Source organism: Luteibacter mycovicinus, assembly GCF_000745235.1.
Lineage (GTDB): Bacteria > Pseudomonadota > Gammaproteobacteria > Xanthomonadales > Rhodanobacteraceae > Luteibacter > Luteibacter mycovicinus.
In genome coordinates, this window is sequence record NZ_JQNL01000001.1 from 408,041 (window position 1) to 429,910 (window position 21,870).

General features: G+C 66.4%; 19 protein-coding genes. 6 read left to right on the top strand and 13 right to left on the bottom strand.

The window, feature by feature from the left end:
• Positions 1–53 precede the first annotated feature (53 nt).
• The 4 genes from FA85_RS01820 to FA85_RS01835 form a co-directional block, all read right to left on the bottom strand.
• Positions 54–2,366 (bottom strand): DNA internalization-related competence protein ComEC/Rec2, encoded by a 2,313-nt coding sequence (locus FA85_RS01820; protein WP_156108715.1) that lies wholly within the window; start codon positions 2,364–2,366, stop codon positions 54–56.
• A gap of 76 nt (positions 2,367–2,442) precedes the next feature.
• A complete protein-coding gene (locus tag FA85_RS21755) occupies positions 2,443–3,111 on the bottom strand; it encodes a hypothetical protein (RefSeq protein WP_051943535.1) in 669 nt (222 codons plus the stop codon).
• A 109-nt stretch (positions 3,112–3,220) separates the two neighbouring features.
• Positions 3,221–4,333, bottom strand: coding sequence for a histone H1-like repetitive region-containing protein (locus FA85_RS22615; RefSeq protein ID WP_081907439.1), 1,113 nt, complete (start codon positions 4,331–4,333; stop codon positions 3,221–3,223).
• 172 nt (positions 4,334–4,505) lie between these two features.
• A complete protein-coding gene (locus FA85_RS01835; RefSeq protein WP_036112591.1) occupies positions 4,506–5,108 on the bottom strand; it encodes a rhomboid family intramembrane serine protease in 603 nt (200 codons plus the stop codon).
• Between the two features lie 113 nt (positions 5,109–5,221).
• Between FA85_RS01835 and FA85_RS01840 the strand changes: the two genes are divergently transcribed.
• Positions 5,222–6,097: a PhzF family phenazine biosynthesis protein gene (locus FA85_RS01840; RefSeq protein ID WP_036112588.1), complete on the top strand. Its 876-nt coding sequence runs from the start codon at positions 5,222–5,224 to the stop codon at positions 6,095–6,097.
• A gap of 2 nt (positions 6,098–6,099) precedes the next feature.
• Positions 6,100–6,552: a YaiI/YqxD family protein gene (locus tag FA85_RS01845; protein WP_051943530.1), complete on the top strand. Its 453-nt coding sequence runs from the start codon at positions 6,100–6,102 to the stop codon at positions 6,550–6,552.
• A gap of 359 nt (positions 6,553–6,911) precedes the next feature.
• Here the strand turns inward: FA85_RS01845 and FA85_RS01850 are convergent, their stop codons facing one another.
• The 4 genes from FA85_RS01850 to FA85_RS01865 form a co-directional block, all read right to left on the bottom strand.
• The gene (locus FA85_RS01850) at positions 6,912–7,757 is read right to left on the bottom strand and encodes a dimethylarginine dimethylaminohydrolase family protein (RefSeq protein ID WP_036112586.1); all 846 of its coding nucleotides are present in this window, start codon (positions 7,755–7,757) and stop codon (positions 6,912–6,914) included.
• Positions 7,758–7,831: 74 nt separating this feature from the next.
• Positions 7,832–8,113: a hypothetical protein gene (locus tag FA85_RS01855; RefSeq protein WP_036112584.1), complete on the bottom strand. Its 282-nt coding sequence runs from the start codon at positions 8,111–8,113 to the stop codon at positions 7,832–7,834.
• 99 nt (positions 8,114–8,212) lie between these two features.
• Positions 8,213–9,094: an NAD(P)-dependent oxidoreductase gene (locus FA85_RS01860; RefSeq protein ID WP_036112581.1), complete on the bottom strand. Its 882-nt coding sequence runs from the start codon at positions 9,092–9,094 to the stop codon at positions 8,213–8,215.
• 12 nt (positions 9,095–9,106) lie between these two features.
• On the bottom strand, positions 9,107–10,282 hold the full coding sequence (locus FA85_RS01865) for a BaiN/RdsA family NAD(P)/FAD-dependent oxidoreductase (protein WP_036112577.1): 1,176 nt from the start codon (positions 10,280–10,282) through the stop codon (positions 9,107–9,109).
• A gap of 81 nt (positions 10,283–10,363) precedes the next feature.
• On the opposite strand from FA85_RS01865, the gene FA85_RS01870 reads away from it, so the two are divergent.
• A complete protein-coding gene (locus FA85_RS01870; RefSeq protein WP_036112575.1) occupies positions 10,364–10,846 on the top strand; it encodes a YajQ family cyclic di-GMP-binding protein in 483 nt (160 codons plus the stop codon).
• A gap of 51 nt (positions 10,847–10,897) precedes the next feature.
• Here the strand turns inward: FA85_RS01870 and FA85_RS01875 are convergent, their stop codons facing one another.
• The 4 genes from FA85_RS01875 to FA85_RS01890 all read right to left on the bottom strand — a co-directional run bounded on the left by FA85_RS01875 (position 10,898) and on the right by FA85_RS01890 (position 18,346).
• A complete protein-coding gene (locus FA85_RS01875) occupies positions 10,898–14,008 on the bottom strand; it encodes a ligand-binding sensor domain-containing protein (RefSeq protein WP_081907437.1) in 3,111 nt (1,036 codons plus the stop codon).
• Positions 13,998–15,545, bottom strand: coding sequence for a putative bifunctional diguanylate cyclase/phosphodiesterase (locus FA85_RS01880; protein WP_143025821.1), 1,548 nt, complete (start codon positions 15,543–15,545; stop codon positions 13,998–14,000). The genes FA85_RS01875 and FA85_RS01880 overlap by 11 nt, the downstream gene beginning before the upstream one ends.
• Positions 15,546–15,807: 262 nt before the next feature.
• Positions 15,808–17,862 (bottom strand): S9 family peptidase, encoded by a 2,055-nt coding sequence (locus tag FA85_RS01885; protein WP_036112572.1) that lies wholly within the window; start codon positions 17,860–17,862, stop codon positions 15,808–15,810.
• Between the two features lie 193 nt (positions 17,863–18,055).
• Positions 18,056–18,346, bottom strand: a complete 291-nt coding sequence (locus FA85_RS01890; RefSeq protein WP_036112569.1) for a GNAT family N-acetyltransferase — start codon at positions 18,344–18,346, stop codon at positions 18,056–18,058.
• A gap of 98 nt (positions 18,347–18,444) precedes the next feature.
• On the opposite strand from FA85_RS01890, the gene FA85_RS01895 reads away from it, so the two are divergent.
• The 3 genes from FA85_RS01895 (at position 18,445) to FA85_RS01905 (ending at position 21,235) form a co-directional block, all read left to right on the top strand.
• Positions 18,445–18,870 (top strand): OsmC family protein, encoded by a 426-nt coding sequence (locus tag FA85_RS01895; protein ID WP_036112565.1) that lies wholly within the window; start codon positions 18,445–18,447, stop codon positions 18,868–18,870.
• A 59-nt stretch (positions 18,871–18,929) separates the two neighbouring features.
• Positions 18,930–19,907 (top strand): CorA family divalent cation transporter, encoded by a 978-nt coding sequence (locus FA85_RS01900; RefSeq protein ID WP_051943525.1) that lies wholly within the window; start codon positions 18,930–18,932, stop codon positions 19,905–19,907.
• 254 nt (positions 19,908–20,161) lie between these two features.
• Positions 20,162–21,235, top strand: coding sequence for a GGDEF domain-containing protein (locus FA85_RS01905; protein WP_051943524.1), 1,074 nt, complete (start codon positions 20,162–20,164; stop codon positions 21,233–21,235).
• Positions 21,236–21,250: 15 nt separating this feature from the next.
• On the opposite strand, the gene FA85_RS01910 is transcribed toward FA85_RS01905, so the two are convergent.
• Positions 21,251–21,868, bottom strand: coding sequence for an alpha-ketoglutarate-dependent dioxygenase AlkB (locus FA85_RS01910; RefSeq protein ID WP_239739778.1), 618 nt, complete (start codon positions 21,866–21,868; stop codon positions 21,251–21,253).
• Positions 21,869–21,870: the final 2 nt, after the last annotated feature.

Genomic DNA, 21,870 nt, shown 5'->3' on the forward strand with positions numbered 1-21,870 from the left:
ATTTAAATCGTTCTAAATTTGGAATGTCAAACCGCGCTGCAACACGGCGCCGGTCACTCGCGCCAGTAGCGATCCTTCGGGCGGCGCCACTCGCGGACCCGCCGTGGACCGTTCCGGACTGGAAAATCGATGCGAACGGCACCGGTATCCGCGGTCACGACCACGTCGCCACCGGCCGCCCGGTAACGCTGCACGACCGCGGGATGCGGATGGCGAAAGCGGTTGCGATAGCCGGCCGAAGCCACGCCGAGGACCGGAGCCACCGCGGCCAGCCACGCGTCGCTCGAGCCATGACGGCTGCCGTGATGAGCGACCGTGGTGACGGTCGGGACGTCCACGGCGAGCGACGCCGGATCCATGCGTCGCTCGGCACGATCGCTGATATCCCCGGTGAGCAACAACCTGCCCCCTTCCCCTTCGATGGAAAGGACGCAGGAACGGTCGTTGCCCGGCGTCTTGCCACTGCGCTCGCGCGGCACGACGAGGAAGCGGAAGTCGACGCCGTCCCACGACCAGGATCGATCGGCGGTACACGCCTCCGCCTCGAACGACAGCCGGCGACGCTCGCCGGACAGGCGCTCCGCGGACGGATAGCGCGCGGCGATGGATGCCGCGCCGCCGGCATGGTCGCGATCGCCATGGCTGATGACCAGTCGGTTCACCGGCGACAGACCCAGCGCCGTAACGGCGGGAAGCACCACGCCGCTACCGGCGTCCCGCCCTCCCGCCCATGCCGGGCCCGCGTCGTACACCAGCGTATGCGAGCGTGTGCGCACCAGCACGGCCAGACCCTGTCCCACATCCAGCACCCATGCGCGAAACGCGCCGTGCGCCGGTTCGTCTCGCGGAGGCAGCAACAACGGAAGGCAGAGCAAGGCACCATAACCGCGCAACGGGACACCCCGGGGAATGAACAGCCACGCCGCGCCGAACGTCGCCAGCAGGACCGGCAACAGCCCCGCTTCGGCGACGCCCAGACGTGCGGCAGGCCATTGCGCCATCAACGCCAGCCCTTGCCACAGCGCTTCCAGCAACCACGCCGCGCCGTCGAGCAAGGGGCCTGCCAGCACCGGCCACGCCAGCAGCGCGCAGCCGACGAGGCACATCGGCACGACGACGAAACTCACGAGCGGCGCAGCCACCAGGTTGGCGATGAAGCCGGCCAGCGAGGCGCTGCCGAACCACCACAGCGACATCGGCAGCAGGATGAGACTCATCGCGGCTTGCGCGGGCAACAGCTCGCCGACCCAGCCCCCCCAGCCTTGTGCGCGCGGCGCGACACAGACCATCAGGAAGCCGACGCCCGCGAACGACATCCAGAAGCCCGCCGACAGGACGGAGAGCGGCGCCACGATCAGCACCACCAGCAACGCGAGGGCAAGCATCGTCAGGCCATGGGTCCGCTGACGAAGACATGCCGCGATACCCACTACCGCGATCATCAACAGTGTGCGCGTGGTCGGCAGCCCCATCCCCGCCAGCAGGCCGTAGACACCCGCAACGGCGAGGCCTGCGACCGACTGTGCGATGGGCCGTGGCACGCGCAGCGCCAGCCACGGCAACAGCGCATAAAGCAGGCGGACCAACAGCAGACCACCGCCGGCGGCGACCCCCACATGGAAGCCGGAAATGGCGATGAGGTGGGAGACGCCCGTCGCGCGCGCGACGTCCCAGTCCGACGCGTCGAGACCTCGCGTGTCGCCGACGGTGAGTGCCCTGACGACACGGGAACCACGCGGGCCGAGCTGCCGGTCCAGCGCATCCGCGATCGCGGATCGCCATCCGTCGACGCACGTGCCTGTCGCCAGTCGTTCGTTGCCTGCCGAGGGGCGCACGTAGCCCGTCGCCACCACACCCCGTTGCAGCGCGCCGCGCTCCGCATCGTTGCCCCCGGGATTGAGCGAACCGCGTGGACGACGCAGACGTACGGTGAGTCGCCATCGCTCGCAGGCGCGCGGCGCTGCCTCGGCCCGGTACCACGTGAGACGGAGTTTGCCCCGCAAGGCCGCGTCGTTGCCGGTGGCGTCGTCAGGAACGAACACGAAGCTGGTGTCGGCATCGATGCGGCGGGGTAGCTCGATGACATGTCCGACGAGTGTGACATCGTCGCCTTCGCGCTCACGCGGCAGCCTTGCCTCGAAGGCTCGCACGCCGTGCAGTGCCGCCCATGCCGCGAAGGCCGACACGAGGGCGACATGGCATAAGGCCGGGCGTCGTCGCGCACGCAGCGCCGCGCAGAGCGATACGCACGCCGTGAGCGCACATACCGGCCACGGAGGAAGCGACCGCGCCGCTTGCACCCACGTGCAACCAAGCAGCGCGGCGACCGCCACGGTAATGAGGGAGACAGCAGGGACGCGAAACACCGTTGGTCATCGACTCGGAGAGTCGCCAGCGTAGGTGGCGACGACCTCAGCGTGGTCCGCGTTGCGGCGTCAGCGTTTACCGATCGCGATTGCCGCGGCGATCGTTACGCGCGCCATTGTCGTCCCGCATACGCTGCCCGGGAGGGTGCGCATTGGGGTTGCCGCCGGCAGGACGGTCACCGCCGTGCCAGCCGCCGGGCGGCGGCGGACGGTTACCGCCTCCGGCACCGCCGTTTTGCGGCGGACGCTGGCCCTGCCAACCGCCAGGCCGTTCGCCGCCGGGACGGCCACCTTGCCACCCCCCGGGGCGATCGCCACCGGGACGGCCACCCTGCCAGCCGCCGGGACGATTTCCCCCTTGCCAGCCGCCGGGCGGCCGGTGATCGTCATCGCCACCGTGCCAGCCGCCGGGAGGCGGTCGCCGATCGCCGCGACCCGGAGGCGGGCCGCGATGCCCGTCGCGGTCGAAGTAATTTCCATCGCGCCCGCGGTAATACCGACGACCGCCATAGTCGTACCACACCGCCCCAACCGTGACGCCCGAATAGCAGCAACCCGGACCGTAGCCATAGCCATTGTCGTAGTAGCCGTAGCCGGGATCGACGACCGTCGTCGTGGTCTCTTCACCGTAGTAGGCGTCTCCGCCCGAGCCGTTACGGACATAGCCGTAGCCCGGGTCGTAGTAGCACCCGGTGAGCGGAAGGCAGACAGCCAGGGTCAACAACAAGACGCGCGCGGTACGCATGGGGAACCTCGGCAGATGGCGCTTTGGACACTGCGCTCGCGCGATTGAATGGCCGCTAAAACGAGAAGGGCCGCACGTGGCGGCCCTTGCCTTTCATTCAGGCTGCATCTCAGCCCTTGTCTTTCTGCTGATCGCCGCGCTCGTGCGCCGCGTTGGCGTGAGTCGCTTCCGCCGATGGCGACTTCGGTGCTGGATTGGGCTCATTGCCTGGCTGCACGGCCGGCGTACCGTTGCCGTTTTCGCCCGTGGGCCATGTCGGTGGCTGACGATCGCGTTCGCGCTTGGCATCGAGCAACGCCTGGATATGCGCTACCGCTTCTTCCTGGCTGATGTGCTGAACCGGCTCGTCGGCCGAAGGCTCAGCGGCGGGTGAAGGTGCTGGAGCGGGTGTCGGAACGGGTTTCGGACGCGGCCTGGGGGCGGCCTTCGCGACGGGCGTCGGGCTGGCGCCCGACGTGGGCTTAGGCGCCGGCGCTGGCGCCGATGTCGGTGTCGCCTTCGGCTTCGCCACTGACGGGGACGCCTGACGTGCGGCCCTGGTTTCCGGTGCCCGCTGGACGGGCTTGTGCTCGACGGGGTGCGCAGCGGACGAACGCGGCGCGGACTTCCTGGACGCGGCTGCCGCCGTAGCCGACGTCGTCGGGACCGCCGCTTTCTTCGCCGGTGCCTTACGTACGACCGACTTACTCGCGGACTTCTTTACCGCCGCCTTTTTTGCCGGGCTCTTGGTGGCGGCGACGTTCCGGGCCGGCGCCTTTGTTGCGACCTTCTTCGCGGCAACGACCTTGCGGGCGGGCGCCTTCTTCGCCGCCGACTTGCGCGTCGACGGCCGGTTGGCGACCTTCTTCGCGGCGGCTTTCTTGCCTGCGACCTTACGCACAGCGGTTTTGCTGACGGCTTTCTTCGCAGCGACCTTGCGGGTCGGCGCTTTCTTCGCCGGCGATTTCTTTACGGCCGCCTTCTTCACAGCCGCCTTCTTCGCCACCGACTTCCTGACGGCCGACTTCTTGACGGCGGTTTTCCTGACCGCGCCCTTCTTCGCCGCCGTTTTTTTCGCTACCGTCTTCTTAGCGGCCGTCTTCTTCGCTGCCGGACGTGCGGCACTCTTACGGGCCGTCTTCTTCGCGGCGGCGGAGACGCCGGCCTTCCTGACGGCGGTCTTCTTCGTGGCCGTCTTCTTTGCCGCGGACTTCTTCGCGGCGGACTTGCGGGTCGTAGCCATGCGTTCATTCCTCCTGCGGTAGTAGCCGACGCGAACCACCCCACCGGGGGAAACCCGCGTGCATGCCGGACGACTCAAAAGTGATAGGTCTTCGTCGCGGACAACCGCATGATGTATCAGCCGTCGCCCGAAGTCACACAAATCCGTCGGAAAGAATTCAGGTTCGGGGTGATCAGAACCGCGGATTCATCAGCGTCTGCAGGAAATACGGCAGCACGCGCGGCTCCAGTGCGATCGTAAAGATGACGCCATAAGCCGCGCCCCACAGGTGCGCGCTGTGGTTGACGTTGTCACCGCCGCGCTTGTCCATGTAGATCGAATAGACCACGAAAAGAACGGCATAGAGGATCGCCGGCATCGGCACGATGAACACGATGATGCGTGCCCAGGGCTGGACCAGGATGAACGCGAAGAGGATGGCGGAGACCGCACCCGACGCCCCCAGGCTGCGATAGCCCGCGTTGCGACGGTTGGCCATGTATGACGGCAGGATCGAGAAGACCAGCGCACCGATGTAGAAGGTGACGAAGCCCAGCGGCCCCATCTCCTGCGTGAACAGCTGCTCCATGCTGCGGCCGACGAAGTACAGCGAGAACATATTGAAGAACAGGTGGCCCACATCCGCGTGGACCAGGCCATAGGTCACCAGCCGGTAGTACTCACGGCTTCGCGACAGGGCCGGCGGCCAGAGGATGAGGTCGTCCAGCAGGCGCTGGTTGCGGAATGCGACAATCGAGACCACGCAGGTCACGAGGATGATGATCAGCGTAATCATGCCTGGAACAGTGTCCTTCAGGGGTCGAACCAGCGCGCATCTTCGCGCTTGCGGGGCCCGATGTCGAATGATGCGGCTATCATGTCGCCCTCCCCACCGCTCCGGTCCCACCGATGCCTTCGATCCGTTACAAGCAGCTCGACGTCTTCGCCGCCCGTCACGGCGGCGGTAATCCGCTCGGTGTCGTCATCGAAGCGGACGGCTGGTCGGACGCGCGCATGCAGCGCTTCGCCCACTGGACCAACCTGGTCGAAACCACGTTTCTGATGCCCGCGCGCGCCGCCGGTGCGGATTATCGTGCGCGCATCTTTACGCCGACCAAGGAGATCCCCTTCGCCGGCCACCCGACGATCGGCAGCGCGCATGCCGCGCTCGATGCCGGCCTGGTGAAACCCGATGCCGCCGGCGTCATCTGGCAGGAATGCGGCGCCGGCGTGCTGCCGATCCGCGTCGAGGGCGAAGGTCCCTCGCGTGAACTCTTCGTGCAGTCGCCGAAGGCACGCATCGTCGGTGACGCATCGCACGGCGGCGAGACCCTGTCCGCCGTTCTCTACGGCGTGCAGCTAGGCGCACTGCCTCCGGCCTGTGTCGAAGGTGGCCGTCGCTGGTGGGTCGCTGAATTCGCCGACGAAGCCGCGCTGCGAAGCTGGCGCCCCGACCACGCCGCCATCCGCGGTCTCGCCCTGGCCACCGATACGCTGGGCCTGTGCGTGTTCGCACGCTCGGCCGAGGGCCTGGCCGTGCGCGCGTTCCCCGCCGGCGTCGGCATCGTCGAAGACCCCGCATCGGGCGCCGCCAACGGCCTGATCGCTGCCTACGTCGCCGAGCGCGACCAGACCGGTCAGCTGGCGAAGGGCTACATCGTAAGCCAGGGTCGCGAAGTCGGGCACGACGCACGCATCATCATCCGCATCGACGGCGAGGCCGTGTGGGTCGGTGGTCGTACCAACACCATCATCGACGGCCACGTGGACTGGATGGACGTCTGATCGTGAACATCTGGGTCGACGCCGACGCCTGCCCCGCCGTCATCAAGGACATCCTGTTCCGTGCCGCCGAGCGCGAGCAGGTCGAGGTCACCCTGGTCGCCAACCAGTGGATCCGCACACCGGCCTCCCGGTTCATCAAGTCGATCCAGGTTCCGGGCGGCTTCGACGTCGCCGACGACGAGATCGTCCGCCGCGTGCATCCGGGCGACCTCGTGGTGACGCAGGACATTCCGCTGGCGGCTTTCGCGATCGAGAAGGGCGCACTGGCGCTGCATCCGCGCGGCGAGATGTACACGAAGGACACAATCGCGGCGCGCCTCTCGATGCGTAACTTCATGGAAGAGCTCCGCGGATCGGGCGTCGACACCGGTGGGCCCGCTGCGATGCATCCACGCGATCGGCAGAACTTCGCGAATGAACTCGATAAATGGTTGGCTCGGCGGAAGAAGAGCTGAGGAGCTTTGCGTTGTGGCACGGGTGCCGTTGGGTGCCATTCTCGTCGCTAAGTCCTCCTACGGCCTTCGCCTTCGTGCGGAAGCGCTCCGGGAACGACACCCAACGGCACCCTCCAGCCCTTGACGCCGCCGGTCGGAGAGCGTCGAGCACAGCACCGACATGCCAGCATACGGCGGCGTTGCGGGGATGCCCCGAGTGCAACGCACGCTCGGCTCGGCTCGCCAAAACAACCTGCGGCAGCGCTGGAGGGGAGTCGTCGGCTGCCGTTCCTGGAGCGCTTCCGCACGAAGGCGAAGGCCGTAGGAGGACTTAGCGACAGGAACGGCAGCCGACGACTCCCTGCCCCAACGCCGAGCCGTTAAACCCCAGTGACCTCATCCAGCCGTAAAGTCAGGCACTTGGCGGCGCCGCCAGACTTCATGAACTCATCCAGCGCCACCTCGACAAGCATGAAACCCGCGCCCTCCAGCCGCGACCGCAGATCCGGCCCCGCACGATTGAGGATCACGACCTTGCCGAGGTTCACCGCATTGCAGGCGAAATCGATCGCATCGTGCTCGCTGACCGGAATGCGCAGATGCGGCGCGATATGCTTCTCGATCGACGCCAGGGACGCCGCATCGAAAGCATCCGGGAAGTACAACGTGTAGCCGCCCGCCAGCGGACAGAAACACGTGTCCAGGTGGTAGAAACGAGGATCCGCGAGCTTCAGCGGAATGACTTCGATATCCAGACGCGTCGCCAGTTCGGATGCTGCCAAGGGATCGGAGCGATGGCCGTGCCCCATCCACAAACGACGCGACACACCGCGGTCGAACAACGCATCACCCGCCCCTTCGAAGAAGACGTCTTCAGCGATATCGACGATGTCGAATCCATGACGTGAGAACCACGCCCGGGCATGCGCTTCCTCGCCCTGCCGTTCGGCATAGCGGAAGCGGCTCGGTACAAAAGCATTGCCGAACACGAGGCCCGCGTTGGCCGCGAAGCACATATCCGGGAGCCCTTCCACCGGCGGCTGGAGAGCCACGTCGGCATGGCGCGACACGGTGTCGCGCAGCGCGTCCCACTGGCGGCGCGAGCGCTCGCTGGTGGTGTCATGCACATGGTCGGTCATCCACGGATTGATGACGTAGCTGACCTCGAAGAATGTCGGAGCGCACATCAGCACGCGTGGAACCGTGCGCTCGATCGTCGGGGACATCGTTTCTGCCATGGACGGGATGCGCCTGTATGGGGGAACGAACCCCCATCATGGCAGAAACGGCTACCGGTCCGTCAGTGCATTTTGCCGAGAATCGCCTTGACCGATTCCGACGAGAAATGCAGTTCCTTCAATGCCTCTTCGAGCGAGTCGCGCGAGTTCACCTCGCTTTCGACCTGCTCGCCGACGCTGGCCGGCGAGACGTGAACGTAGCGGTCGCCCTCCTGGTAGGCGATGCCTTCGTCGTGGAAGTTCTGCTTCGTCAGTACCTTGAAGGTGTGGTCGTTGGATTCCTTGATCGTGACCGAGCGGCCTTCGTGTTCTCCCTCGTAAACCGTCTTCCAGGTTGCCGACATGACTTCGTTCCCAAGACAGCACAACAGCGTGCGAGCCCCATTGTTGCGGACCCGTCGGACTGGAGATTGTGAAGACTTGCGTAAATCGGCTCTAACGTTTCAGTCCTTGAGGTGGGCGCGGGCCGCCGCCACGCGGGCCATGCCTGCCCAGTCGATGTCGCCGTCGCCCTGTGCCAGCGACTCCAGCAGCGTGTCGTGCAAGAGGCTGGCCAGCGGCATGGGCACACGCTCGGCGTCGGCCGCCGAACGGGCCAGACCCACGTCCTTGAAGCCCAGGCTGAGCTTGAACCCCGCCGGTTCGTAGGTGTTCTTCGCGATCTGGCCGCCGTAATTCTTGAAGACCGGCGCGGCGAACAGCGAATTCGACATCACCTCGAGGAAGTCGGCGGCCGAGACGCCGTGAGCGCGGGTGAGCGCCGTGGCCTCGGCCATGCTTTCGATGGCTGCGCCGATCATGAAGTTGCCGCCGATCTTGACGATGACCGAGCGGATCGGGTCGTCGCCCATCGGCCAGATCTTGCCGGCAAGCAGATCCAGCAGCGGCTGCACCGTGGCGACGGCATCCGGCTTGCCGGCGACGACGATGTTGAGCGCGCCGGCGGCAGCCACGTCGGGACGACCGAATACGGGCGCGGCGACGAAGCCCAGGCCGCGCGTCTCGTGCGCTTCGACCAGCTCACGCGCCAACGCGACGGAGATCGTCGCGTGGTTCACGTGGACCGCCCCCCTGGGCAAGGCGTCGAGCACGCCGCCGTCGATCAGCACCTGGCGCACGGCCGCGTCGTTGGCCAGCATGCCGTGAATGACCTCGGCGCCCGCGGCGGCTTCGGCCGGGGTGGCGGCGACCGTGGCGCCCTGCTCCGCCAACGGCTTCGCGGCATCGGCCGAGCGATTCCAGACGGTGACTTCGTGGCCGGCCTTGATGAGGTTGGAGGCCATGGCCGCGCCCATGGCGCCGAGGCCGAGAAAACCGATACGCATGTCGTGCTCCTGTCAGACGGCCAGGCCGGCGGCATGTCCGCAAGCCCAGGCCCATTGGAAGTTGTAGCCGCCGAGATGGCCGGTCACGTCGAGAACCTCCCCGACGAAATACAGGCCCGGATGTCTTTTCGACATCATGGTGGAGGAAGACACCTCATCGGTATCGACACCACCGAGGGTGACTTCGGCGGTCCGGTAACCTTCGGTGCCGCTGGCGACGATGGGCCAGTCGGCCAATTGTGCGCCGATATCGTTCAGCTCGGCGGCGCGGTATTGACGCATGGGCTTATTGGGCAGCCAGATCTCGCAGAGGCGCTCGGCCAGACGGCGCGGCAGCAGCGACGACAGCACTGTCTTGAGCTCGGCGGCCGGACGCTCGGCCTGCCCCTGGCGCAAGGCCTCGGCGGCGTCCACGTCCGGCAGCAGGTTGACCCGCAGGTCGGCACCGGGCTGCCAGTACGAGGAGATCTGCAGGATCGCCGGGCCACTGACGCCGCGATGGGTGATGAGCAAGGCATCACGGAACGAGGTATCGCCAACCGTCGCTTCGACGGGAAGTGCCACGCCAGCCAGTCCGTCGAAGCGTTCCTGGTGCTTGCCGCTGAGCGTCAGCGGCACGAGACCGGCGCGCAGCGGCAGCACGGCATGACCGAACTGCTTCGCCACCTCGTAACCAAAGCCGGTGGCCCCGAGGCTGGGAATCGACAACCCGCCCGTGGCGATCACCAGCGACGCGGCGCGCACAGGGCCCAGCGGCGTGTCGCAGGCGAAGCCACCGTCGGTCGCACGCAGCCGCGATACGCCGCAGTTCGTCTCGACACGCACGCCCGCCGCGGCGCATTCGTCCAGCAGCATGCGCACGATCAGCTTGGACGATTCGTCACAGAACAGCTGGCCCGGCGACTTCTCGTGCCAGGCGATCCTGTGGCGGTCGACCATGGCGATGAAATCCCACGGCGTGTAGCGCGCCAGCGCGGACTTGCAGAAATGCGGGTTGGCCGAGAGAAAGTTGGCCGGCGTGGTGGCGGTATTCGTAAAATTGCAGCGGCCGCCGCCGGACATCAGGATCTTCTTGCCTGCCCGGTTCGCATGGTCGACCACCAGCACGCGCCGCCCACGGCCGCCCGCGACGATGGCCGTCATCAGGCCCGCCGCGCCTGCCCCGATGACGAGTACGTCGTATTCCATGCGTGGTTTCCGTGGTGCAAACGCACATGGTACCGCCGTCGCGTAAACTTGGTCATCGCCACCTTAGACAAGGACCCCGCCATGCCCTCCTTCGACATCGTTTCCGAAGTCGACAAACACGAGCTCGCCAACGCCATCGACCAGGCCAACCGCGAAGTCACCACGCGCTTCGACCTGAAGGGCACCTCGGCGAAGATCGAGCAGGAAGAGAACGTCCTGACCCTGCGTGCCGACAACGAGTTCCAGGTCGGCCAGATCATGGACATCCTGCGCGCCCGCCTCTCCGCGCGGCAGATCGACGTGCGCTCGATGGACGTCGGCAAGGTCGAGACCAACCTGGCCGAGGGCCGGCAGAAGGTCACCATCAAGCAGGGGATCGAGCAGCCGGTCGCGAAGAAGATCATCGCGAAGATCAAGGAAGCGAAGCTGAAGGTCGAGGCGCAGATCAACGGCGAGAAGATCCGCGTCACTGGCAAGAAGCGTGACGACCTGCAGACGGCGATGGCGCTGCTGCGCAAAGCGGACGTGGAAATTCCGCTGCAGTTCGAGAATTTCCGCGATTGAGGTGACGGGTGTCGCGCGCGGGGCGCGCTTCTACAGAGGCCTTGCGCGCTTCTACAGCCCCGCGATGCGGCTCCGGTTGCGGCCGTCGTTCTTGGCCTCGTACAGCGCCTCGTCCGCGCGTCCCAGCAGCGAATTGAGCGACTCGGGCGACCGCCACATGGCGACGCCCGCACTCACCGTGATGCGGATCCGGTAGTCCCCGTGCACGATCGTCATCGCGCCGAGCGCATGACGCACGCGCTCGGTGATATCCAGCGCATGCTCGGCCAGCGCGCCCGGCAGGCAGAGGATGAACTCCTCACCGCCGAAGCGCCCCGCGAGATCGTCCGCGCGGCACATCGACGAGATCACGCGCATCGTCTCGCGGATCACCGTATCGCCGGCCAGATGGCCGAACGTATCGTTGACCGACTTGAAGTCGTCGATATCGAGCAGGACCACGCTGAACGGAATTCCGTCCGTGGACGCCCCCTGGCGTACGCGCTCGGCCTGTTCGAGGAAGCGGCGACGGTTGAGCGAGCCGGTCAGTTCGTCGGTGCCGGCGAGGTGATCCAGCCGCTCGTTGGCCGCCTTCAGATCCCTCGTGCGCGCGTCGACCTGGACCTGCAGCAACTCGGCGCGACGGCGCAGGTACAGCGTGCGCAGATAGACCAGCCCGAAGAACGCGACGACGCCGAGCGCCACGCCGGCGAGCAGCGTCCACGGGCTTTCGTACCAGCGCGGCACCACCGTCACGCGAACGGACGACTCCACGGTACGCCCATCCAGCCCGCGCATGGTCGCGCGCAGTCGCAGGGTGTAGCTGCCGCTGGCGAGGTTGGTATAGATCGCACTGGGCGGCAGGCCACGGGCCACCTCGTTCCAGCCACCATCCGCGTCGTCCATGCGATAGGCGTAATGGGTTTCCGACGGCGCCCGGAAGTCCAGCAGCGCGAAGTCCACACGTAGCCGCCGGCCATCGCCATCGAGTGTGATGTGGCCGCCATCGTCAGGCAGGTCGGCGAGTGGCAGCGGTTTGTCGTTGGTCGACACATGCGTGATGGCGAGACGCGGCGGCGGCACATGCGGGGCCACCCAGTACGGACGGACCACGGTCAGGCCGCCCAGACCGCCGAACATCAGTTCGCCGCCCGGCGCCTCGGCGGCGGAGCGATGGATGTAGCTCGGAATACGCAGGCCGTCACGGATACCCAGGTCGGAAACGCGGCGGCTGTTCGCATCGACCATCGCTACACCGTTGGCCATCGAGGCCCAGATGCGATCGTCGTGATCGACCAGCAAGGCGTTGATCTTGGTATTGACCAGACCCTCGCGCGCACCGATCACGCCGAAGCGGAACGGTCCTTCCGGCTTGAAGTCGTCGAGGTAGGCGATGCCGCCGAACGTCCCGATCCACAGGCGGTGGTGCGAATCGAACGCCAGCGAGCCGGTGTAATCGTGCGGCAGGCTGGTCGGGTCGGCCGGGTCGTGATGCAGGTTCACGAAGCCGGGCTTGCCGTCATACGCGATGCTGATACCGCTGATGGTGGAGAACCACCACGCCCCGGGCATGCGCGTGATGTAACGCACCTGGTCGCCGACCAGACTCTTCGGATCGGACGCGTCGTGGCGCATCTGCACCAGCGCGCCGGTCGCCGTGTCGTAGCGGAACAGGCCGTCATAGCAGCCGATGAGGATATCGTCGCCATCGCGCTGCATCGACAGGATCAGCTTGCCGTCCAGGCTCGGGATCACCGAGCTCTTCAGCTCGAAGGTCTCAGGATCGATCCGCGAAATGCCCTGCGCGCCCGCCCAGATCGACCCGTCGGGCGCCACGACGAAGGCCTGCACGTCGCGCTCGGCCTGCTCGCCACCGAGTTGCAGGTGACGCATGCTGCCCTTGCCCAGGTCGAGCAGATCGATGCGGCCCATGCCGAGGCCGAGCCAGACCCTTCCGCGCGGATCGACGAATACGGAGTGCACGTTGGCGTTGGACAGCGTGTGGGTCTCCAGCGGAGACGGCAGCACGGAAAACACCTTGCGACCGTTCGGGTCGTAGCGCGCCGCGCCGAGTTCGGTCGCGACCCAGATGTTGCCCGCGGTGTCCTGGTAAATATCGCGGGTAATGTCGCCCGGCAGCGACGACGGCATCGCCGCGTCGTGGCTGAGCGGACGCAGGCGACCCGTGTTCATGTCGAAGGTGACAACCCCCGCCCCATCCGTCGCGGCCCAGAGCACGCCCTGCGGCGTCTCATGGAACGCGCGTACGGTGCGCCGGTGGGCGAGGCTGTTCTTGCCCGACAGGCCCGGCACCGCATGGCCCTTCCCGGCGGTGTCGATGTAGATCGCCCCGGACTGCCCGGTGCCCACCCACAGCTGCCGCTTGCTGTCGGGCAGCAAGGCCCAGACCTGATCGTGCAGGATCTCGTCGATCGCCGGGTCCGACGAGACGACGCGCTCGAAATGACCGCCGCGACGACGCACGAACAGGCCGTTATCCGCCCCGGCCCACAGATTGCCGACTGCATCCTCCGCCACCACGAAGGTGCGCGGCAGCATCTCCTTCTCGTCGCCCGGCAGCCCCGAGACGCGCTCGATGTGGCCGCTGGTCACGTCGATGCGATCGATGCCGCCTTCCGTCGCGACCCAGTACACGTTGGGCTCGCGCGACGCGGCGATCGAGAAGATCTTCGCGTGCGATGTCCCGCCGGGACCCACCGGATAGACGTGGAAGCGCATCGTCTTCGGATCGAAGCGCACGAGGCCACCGGTGTTGGTGCCGATCAGCAGCCCGCCGTCGTCCAGCGGCATCAGGGCGCGCACGTAGGCGTCGGGCAGCACGGCGCCCGCATAGGAATCGGGCTCCTGCCCGAACACCTGCGTGCGATAGCCGTCGTAGCGGACCAGGCCACCGAACGTGCCGATCCATATCAGCCCGCGCTTGTCCTGCACGATGGCGGTGGTGGTCGAATGGGGCAAGCCATCCGCCACGCCCAGCGTGTCGAACCACGAGGTCTCGTAGACCGCCCACGGATCCACGCCCACCGTCGACGCGTTCCCCGTCGGAGTAACCTGCGCGGAGACCGCCGAAGCGACGACAAAGCACAGCAGGGCCGCGAAGGCGACCAGACGTGCTCGGAGGCGCGGTGAGCGAACGGGCCGCGGTGCGCGGTCAGCCAGCATAGGCCATCGTCGGGTCGAGGTAACGACTGAAGGCATCCGCGGTCATCGGCCGGGCGAAGAAATAGCCCTGGCCGATGTCGCAGCCGAGATCGCGCAGCCAGTCGGCCTGCGCTTCGGTTTCGACGCCTTCGGCGATCGTCTGCATGTTGAGCTTCTTGGCGAGGCCGACGATCGCTTCGGTGATTTCGCGATCCGCCAGATTGAGCGAACTGCCACGCACGAACGACTGGTCGATCTTGATCGTGCCCACCGGGAGTTCCCGAAGGTGACCGAGGTTCCAGTAACCCGCGCCGAAATCGTCGATCAGCAGATCGAACCCGTGCGAACGCAGCTTGACCAGCTGGCGCATGGTCTCTTCCGGCTGGCGCATCGCCGTGGATTCGGTGAGCTCGAAACGGATACGCATCGGATCCACGCCATACGAGCGCACCACGCGATGCAGCGTTTCGACGAAGGCCGGGCGGGTCAGCTCGTGCATGGACAGGTTGATCGCCACGTAGTCGACCGCGATGCCGGCGGCATCCCAGGCCTTGACCTGCGTGAGCACCGCGCGCAGCACGTATTCGCCCAGCGCGTGGATCAGGCCGGAGCGCTCGGCCACCGCGACGAAGACGGCCGGAGGCACCTGGCCGCGCGTGGGATGGTTCCACCGGGCCAGCGCTTCGACGCCGGCCAGCGTGCCGTCGCGCAGGTGACGCTTAGGCTGGTATTCGACACCCAGGTTGCCCTGCTGCAGGGCTTCACGCAGTTCGACGGTGAGCGCGACGCGCTCGCGGGCCTGCTCGAGCATGCCCTCCTCGTAGAAGCGAAAGTCGGCCTTGCCGGTTTCCTTTACCGCGTACATCGCTGCGTCCGCGTTGCGGATCAGCATGTCGGCCACCGTACCGTCCTTGGGCGATACCGCGACGCCGATACTCGGGCTTACCGCAACGAACTGGCCGGCCACGCTGACCGGCTGCGATACGAGATCCAGCACCTTCCGGCAGACGCGAACAAGGTTTTCCATACCGCCATAGGCCTGCACCACCACGACGAATTCGTCGCCACCGAAGCGCGCGACCGTGTCGCGCTCACGCACACTGCTGCGCAGGCTGGTGGCGACCGCCTGAAGGAAAGCATCGCCCGCTTCATGGCCGAGCGTGTCGTTAATGGATTTGAAGCCGTCCAGGTCGATGAACATGACCGCGAGCGAGTCGTCGGAGGAGTCGGCCAAGGCCTGTTCCAGCGTCTGCAGCAGGAAGGCACGGTTCGGCAGCCCGGTCAGCGTGTCGTGATACGCGTGAAAGGCCAGCACCCGGCGAGCCTGCTCGCGCGGATCGCGCAGGCGGCTGCGCAACTGGCGGCGCTGCCCCACCAGCCAGACGATGGCGGCAGTGGCCACCGCGACGACGACGATCAGACTGACCACCCAGCCCGGTCCAGCGCCAACGGTGCCGAAATTGGCACAGCGCGTACCGTCGCCCGACCCCGGAAGGGTCCAGCGGGCACACTTCGATGCGGCCAGGTGCAGGCCACTCTCGACGCTACGATGGTTCAACACACCACGCTCCGGCCCGGTATCCGGGGCACGTCTTGCTTTAAAAACGGAACGACTGCGCCCGGGAGCCTGGAAACACGCCAGGCGCGAAACGACATCTCCCTAGGTCTAACGGCCACCACCGCCCCCGACTTTAGCCCTGCGTGAGAAAAAGAACGCCATCACTGATCGGATGATGATAGACCGGCAAAAAAACGCAATCCGCCTGACGACCTGCCTTTCCGAAAATGTGCACTACCTGCGTACTTGTCCGGAAGCCGGCTCAGTTCCCACTGGCCGGCAGATAGCGATCGAACCAGGCCAGGGCGCGGGCCAGCACGTCACGGCGGTTCTCATCGCGCGCAAAGCCGTGACCCTCGCCCGGGTAGACCACCAGCGAAGTCGGCACGTTCTGGGCGCGCAGCGCATGCCAGAACTCAAACGACTGCGGGGCGGGCGTCTCGGCGTCACGCTCGCCGACCACGATCAGCGTCGGCGTCTTCACCTGTTTGATGAAATTGATGGCCGAACTCTTCGCGTAGACAGCCGGATCGTCATACACCGACGCACCGAAGTACGGCGTCATCCACTGGTCGATGAGGTTCTGGCCGTAATAGCTCTGCCAGTTGGAGATTCCCGCACCCGCGACCGCCGCGCGGAAACGGTTGGTCTGGGTCACTCCGAACATCGTCATGAAGCCGCCGTAGCTCCAGCCCGTGAGGCCGAGGCGCTTGTCGTCGACCGGGTGATTCTTCTCGATCGTATCGACGCCCGCGAGAATGTCGCGCATGTCGCCGTAGCCGAAATCCTTGCGGTTGGCCTGGACGAACGCCGCGCCCTGCCCGTAGCTGCCACGTGGGTTGGGCATGAACACGAAATAGCCCAGCGCGGAAAGCGGCGCACCGCCGTAGCCGACACCGGGCCAGCGCGGCGTGACCGCCGCGGCAGGACCGCCGTGCACCGAGACGATCATCCCGTAGTGCTTTTTCGGGTTGTAGTGCGCCGGATACAGCAGCCAGCCCTGCACCTCGTGGCCTTCGAAGGTCCACGAGATCGATTCGGCCTTGCCCCACGACGGCTTGAGCGCGGCGTTGAATGAGGTCACCGCCACCGGCGTGTGCGCGGCGGCGAGCGTGGCGACCTGTACCTCATAGGCCTTGTCGAACGAACTGCCGACGAACGCGGCCTTGGTGGCCTTCGCATCCAGCGACAAGGACATCGAGAGGCGACCGTCACCGATCGTCATGGGCAGATCGAACAGGCGGGTCGCCGTGGCGACGCCTTCAGCCGGCAGCGCATAACGGGACACGCGGCTCGACCCGCCCGTGTGCTCACCCACCAGCAAGGCGTCGTTCGCCGTCCAGGTGAGCCAGGCCGGCGTGGTGTGGATATCCGGAGTGACGTCCACGGGCGCGGCACCGCCGGTGGCCGGGACCGTCCAGATGTCACCACCGGTCGAGCCCTGATCGCTCATGAGGCCGCCGATGAAGGCGATGCGTGAGCCGTCCGGCGAGAAGCGCGGCACGGCCACCTGCAGCCCCTTGAGCGGACCGCTGAGCGTCGCGGTGTCGACGACGACGTCACCCTTGCCACCTTCGGTCGACGGCTGGACGTAGAGTTTGGCCACCCACCAGTTGTTGTCTCCCGGCGGCTCGGCCGCGACGTACGCGATGCGCGCACCGTCGGCCGAGAAGCTGAACTCGTAGACGTGCAGGCCAGCGGGCGTGAGGACGTGGACGTCCCCGCCCGCCGCGTCGACGCTGGCCACCTGCTGCACTTCGATACCCTCGACGCCGACTTCGCCCAGCTGCGGCTTCGCCGCCGCGGTGGCGCTGGCGCGGCGGGTCGCGTTCGGCACGTAGAGGAAGCCAAGCTGCTTACCGTCAGCGCGCCATTCGAGGCCGCTGACGTAGCCGGTAAGGTGGGTCAGCCGCACGGGCGCGGCGCGGGTACCGGTGTCGACGGTGTAGATGTCGTTCTGCTTGCCCTCCTCCACGCCCGGGGCGCTGCCCGCGCAATCGGACAGGAAGGCGAGATGGCGGGAGTCGGCGGCCCAGGCGACCGAGGTCTCGCTGCACCCCTTGCTCGCGGTGATGCGGTGCGCATGCTGGCCCTGCGCGTCGGCGACCTCGATCACCGGTTTGCCATCGGTCTTCACCGCCCAGGCCAGCTGCCTGCCATCGGGCGAAAGCGCGACTGACTCGATCGTGCGGACCTTGGCCAGCGACGAGAGGATGGCCGCGATACGCGGGTCATCGGCGGATTTCGTCGGGGTGTCGGCGAGGCTGGCCTGGGTAAAGGCGAGCGCGACGGCCGCGGCGATCCACTTCGTACGCATGGGGTGACCTGGTGTGTGATTGAGGTGTGAAAACTATCACGACACTCATTACTCTCGCGAGCACCCGTTCGCTGGTGGCCGTCTGGGAGATGTGACCGAAGCCCGCCTCCGGCGGGAGACAGGCTCGGGTGGGAGCCCGGCTCCGGGAGACAGGCTTCGTCGGGGCCCAACCCTGTCGGCGAGCTGGACTCCGTCAGGCCAGCAAGTGGGAAAACTCCGGATTGCGCTTGAACCAGGTCGCCGCATAGGAACAAGCGGGCTGAACCTTCCAGCCCCTGGCCTCTGCGGCCTGCACGGCGGATTTCGTCAGGATGGAGGCAATGCCCCGCCCGCCCACGGGCGATGGCACACCGGTGTGCGTGATCGTCATCACGTTGCCGGCGAGGCGGTACTCCACCTCGCAGGTGTGACCGTCCACCACGGTCGTGAACACCTGGTTTTCGGTGTCATGCGTAATTTCCAGCGGTTTCGCGTTGTCGCTCATCGGTCATCTCCATCAGAAGGACAGCCGCACCTTCGCATTCTCTGGATGGGCGGGCCGTTAAGGTCAGGCGATCATCCCCCCACCGAAGGAGAATCTCCATGCAGAAGTCAGGCTCAGCGGTCTGGAAAGGCGGCATCAAGGATGGCCAGGGCACGATCTCCACCCAGACCGGCGTACTGAAGGAAGCCCCCTACGGCTTCAAGTCGCGCTTCGAAGACGGCCCGGGCACCAACCCCGAGGAACTGATCGGCGCCGCGCACGCTGGCTGCTTCTCGATGGCGCTGTCGCTCATGCTCGGCAACGCCGGCCTCACCCCCGACAAGATCGAGACGAAGGCCGACGTCACCCTCGACAAGGACGGCGAAGGTTTCTCCATCACCAAGGTGCATCTCACCGTGAAGGCGAAGATCCCCGGTACGGACCAGGCCGGCTTTGAAGCCATCGCCAGGCAGGCGAAGGAAGGCTGCCCGGTATCCAAGGTGCTGAATGCCGCGATCAGCATGGACGCCACCCTCGAAGCGTAAACTGCTCCGGCCGCCGGCCCCGGCCGGCGGCTTCCCTGGCCGACAGGATCGAACCCAGCGTGCTGATCATTCACGAACACGGCCAACGCCAGCCCATCCGCTGGACAGCGGACATGGGCAGGCCGAAAGCTCCCATCTGGGTCGACCTCTTCGATCCCAGCGAAGACGAGAAAAAATGTGCCGCCGAGATCTCCGGCCTGCGCATTCCGGAACGGGCGGACGTCGACAACCTCGCCCTGTCCAGCCGTATCCGCACGGACGACGACGCGATGTACCTGTCGATCCCGTATTTCGCGGATGTCGATCCCGACGCCCCTAACGGTACCGGCCATCGCCCTTCTCCCGTCGGCATCGTAGTCACCGGGCATGTCCTGATGACGCTTCGCTTCCAGACCTCGCCCGCCTTCGACCTGGCGGCGCGGAGCTGCGATGAGCAGCACTGGGATTCCAGCGCCGACGTGCTGGCGACGCTGATCGAGGCGATCGTCAATCTCGCGGCCAGGCGCATGGAGGACGTCTCCGCCGATCTGAAACAGCTGTCCGACCGCGTCTTCACCACCGAGCGCCTGGGCACGCCCGCCCTGCGCGACTGCATGCTCGAGGTCGGCCGGCTCGAGGGCGAGCAGGCACGCAACCGCTCTTCCATGCTGGGCGTGCAGCGTATCGTCTCGTTCGTCAGGGCCAAGCAACCCGAGTGGATGTCCGATCAGGTCGAGGTCCGCCTGCGCGTGGTCGATCACGACCTTCGCACCCTGGACGAGTTCGACGATCAGCTGACCAACAAGCTGCAGTTCCTGCTGGATGCGAGCCTGGGCTTCATCAGCACGGACCAGAACCATGTGATGAAGGTGCTGACGGTGACCTCCGTGGCGACCATTCCTCCGGTGATCCTGGCCGGCGTCTGGGGCATGAACTTCAAGCACATGCCCGAGCTGGACTGGACCTTCGGCTACCCGATGGCGATCGGCGCGATCCTGCTGAGCATCCTGTTGCCCGTGCTGTTCTTCAAATGGCGGGGCTGGCTCGAAGGCGACTGAGCGGCGTCTCTAGCGCAGTCCTTCACGATCGTGAAGGCCTGTAAACCTGACGTACGTCGCATTTTTTTACATTGGGCCGTCTTTTCCCTAAAGTTCGCGGCTGCACTGCCGTTAGCACCCTTGAGGGTCGCCCGGTGGAAGCCGGTCGAAACGACACGGGGCTGCCATCCGGCGCGCCCGACTCGGGGGAGGAAGTGTTCGGTGCCAGTCAGTAGTCACTATCGCGTTCGCCACGCCTCGTCGTGGGGTCGTCCATGAAGACGCCGTGGCATGCCATGACGGGCGGCCTTCCCGAGACGCGACTGCTGGCGTCGGTGGCCGAGTTCACCCACCACCGCGATATCGACGCCCTGGACCACAGCCTGGTCCTCTCGCTGGCCGAGCTTATGCCGGTCAACAGCGTCACCTTGTGCAAGCGTGGCGAGAGTCTGCAACAGCCCATCGAGTCGATGGTGGTCTGCGGCCGCAAGAGCGAGGGCGGATTCGTCGTCAACGCGCTGGAACCACCGCGCGAGGGCGACCCGGTCGACACCATCGTCTGCGCGATGGAAACCCTCGAAGCGATCAGCGACGTCACCGACAACGGTGACTGCCGCCTGGTCATACCCATTCAACGCGACGGGTCCGCGATCGGCGCCCTGATGCTCGAGGCCGACGATTCGCTCGACGCCGTCCGTGTGATGGTCGAAGGCTTCGCGCGCATCTACGGCAACTACATCGCCCTGCTAAACGAGAGCGAGCGCGACAAGCTGACCGGCCTGTACAACCGCCGCAGCTTCGAACAGCGCCTGCGCCGCCTGCTCAAGCTCAGCCGCCAGCGTGCGCGTGCCGCCGTGGGCGGCGAGGACGAACGCCGGGGCGGCGTGCGCGACGACGACAGCAAGATCTACCTCGCCATCCTCGACATCGACCACTTCAAGCGGATCAACGACACCTACGGTCACGTCTACGGCGACGAAGTCATCCTGATGCTGGCCCAGCAGATGCGCGCCAGCTTCCGCCAGAGCGACGTGCTCTTCCGCTTCGGCGGCGAAGAGTTCGTCATGCTGATCGCCGCGGAAAACGAATACGTGGCGCAACACGCGCTGGACCGCTTCCGGCAGTTCATCGCCGATCACACGTTTCCGCAGGTCGGCCACGTCACTGTCAGCATCGGCTATGCGCGGATCACCGAGAACGACTATCCCGAAATCGTGCTCGATCGCGCGGACAAGGCGCTGTACTTCGCCAAGGAGAACGGGCGCAACAGCGTCTACGGCTACGAAAGCCTGACCCAGCGTGGCGAGCTCGCCGCGCCCGTCGCCCTCGGCAGTATCGACCTCTTCTGACCACGTGATGGCCCGCTAAGCGGGCTTCGTCGGATAATGCCGCCCCGCGGCCCTGCCGCGTGGTCGCACCCGGAATGCCAGACTGATCCTCGGCCCGACCTCGCCGCGCGACTTCGGGATGCCGTGGTCGTAATGGAACTGCGTGGCATGGCTCATTGTCAGCAGGCTGCCCGCCTCCAGATCCAGATCGAAGCTGCGCTTCGCCCCTTCGCGCTCACGCAACGTCATCCGCCGCGTCGCACCTAACGACAGCAGCGCGATCGGCTCGCCTTCCGCGATCTCGTCGATATGGTCGTTATGCGGCGCCACACTGTCGCGACCGTCGCGATAAAGGTTGAGGCCCACGGAAGTGAACCGCACCCCGGTGGCGGCGATCGCTTCGCGAGCAGCCTCGGCCAGGGGCGACGGCAAGGACGGATCGTCCAGCACGTAATGCTGCACCAGCCGCGGTACGTCCACTTCGCGCCCGTACATCTCACGCCGCTGCGCCTGCCATGGGATCGTCGACATCAGCGTGTCGAACCATCGCGCCGCCATCGGGGACGCGATAAGGCCCGGCTCGTACGCGAACCGCCCGTGCTCATCGTCGACGATCACGAGCGGTCCGGCAGCGAACAGCGAGCCCTGGGTCACGT

What these genes read in the sequence shown, in the direction of transcription:
- FA85_RS01865 (WP_036112577.1), bottom strand. Translation starts at nt 10,282, where the DNA reads ATGGAATACGACGTACTCGTCATCGGGGCAGGCGCGGCGGGCCTGATG.
- FA85_RS01870 (WP_036112575.1), top strand. Translation starts at nt 10,364, where the DNA reads ATGCCCTCCTTCGACATCGTTTCCGAAGTCGACAAACACGAGCTCGCC.
- FA85_RS01875 (WP_081907437.1), bottom strand. Translation starts at nt 14,008, where the DNA reads ATGCTGGCTGACCGCGCACCGCGGCCCGTTCGCTCACCGCGCCTCCGA.
- FA85_RS01860 (WP_036112581.1), bottom strand. Translation starts at nt 9,094, where the DNA reads ATGCGTATCGGTTTTCTCGGCCTCGGCGCCATGGGCGCGGCCATGGCC.
- FA85_RS01850 (WP_036112586.1), bottom strand. Translation starts at nt 7,757, where the DNA reads ATGTCCCCGACGATCGAGCGCACGGTTCCACGCGTGCTGATGTGCGCT.
- FA85_RS01840 (WP_036112588.1), top strand. Translation starts at nt 5,222, where the DNA reads ATGCCTTCGATCCGTTACAAGCAGCTCGACGTCTTCGCCGCCCGTCAC.
- FA85_RS01855 (WP_036112584.1), bottom strand. Translation starts at nt 8,113, where the DNA reads ATGTCGGCAACCTGGAAGACGGTTTACGAGGGAGAACACGAAGGCCGC.
- FA85_RS01885 (WP_036112572.1), bottom strand. Translation starts at nt 17,862, where the DNA reads ATGCGTACGAAGTGGATCGCCGCGGCCGTCGCGCTCGCCTTTACCCAG.
- FA85_RS01890 (WP_036112569.1), bottom strand. Translation starts at nt 18,346, where the DNA reads ATGAGCGACAACGCGAAACCGCTGGAAATTACGCATGACACCGAAAAC.
- FA85_RS01835 (WP_036112591.1), bottom strand. Translation starts at nt 5,108, where the DNA reads ATGATTACGCTGATCATCATCCTCGTGACCTGCGTGGTCTCGATTGTC.
- FA85_RS01905 (WP_051943524.1), top strand. Translation starts at nt 20,162, where the DNA reads ATGAAGACGCCGTGGCATGCCATGACGGGCGGCCTTCCCGAGACGCGA.
- FA85_RS21755 (WP_051943535.1), bottom strand. Translation starts at nt 3,111, where the DNA reads ATGCGTACCGCGCGCGTCTTGTTGTTGACCCTGGCTGTCTGCCTTCCG.
- FA85_RS01895 (WP_036112565.1), top strand. Translation starts at nt 18,445, where the DNA reads ATGCAGAAGTCAGGCTCAGCGGTCTGGAAAGGCGGCATCAAGGATGGC.
- FA85_RS22615 (WP_081907439.1), bottom strand. Translation starts at nt 4,333, where the DNA reads ATGGCTACGACCCGCAAGTCCGCCGCGAAGAAGTCCGCGGCAAAGAAG.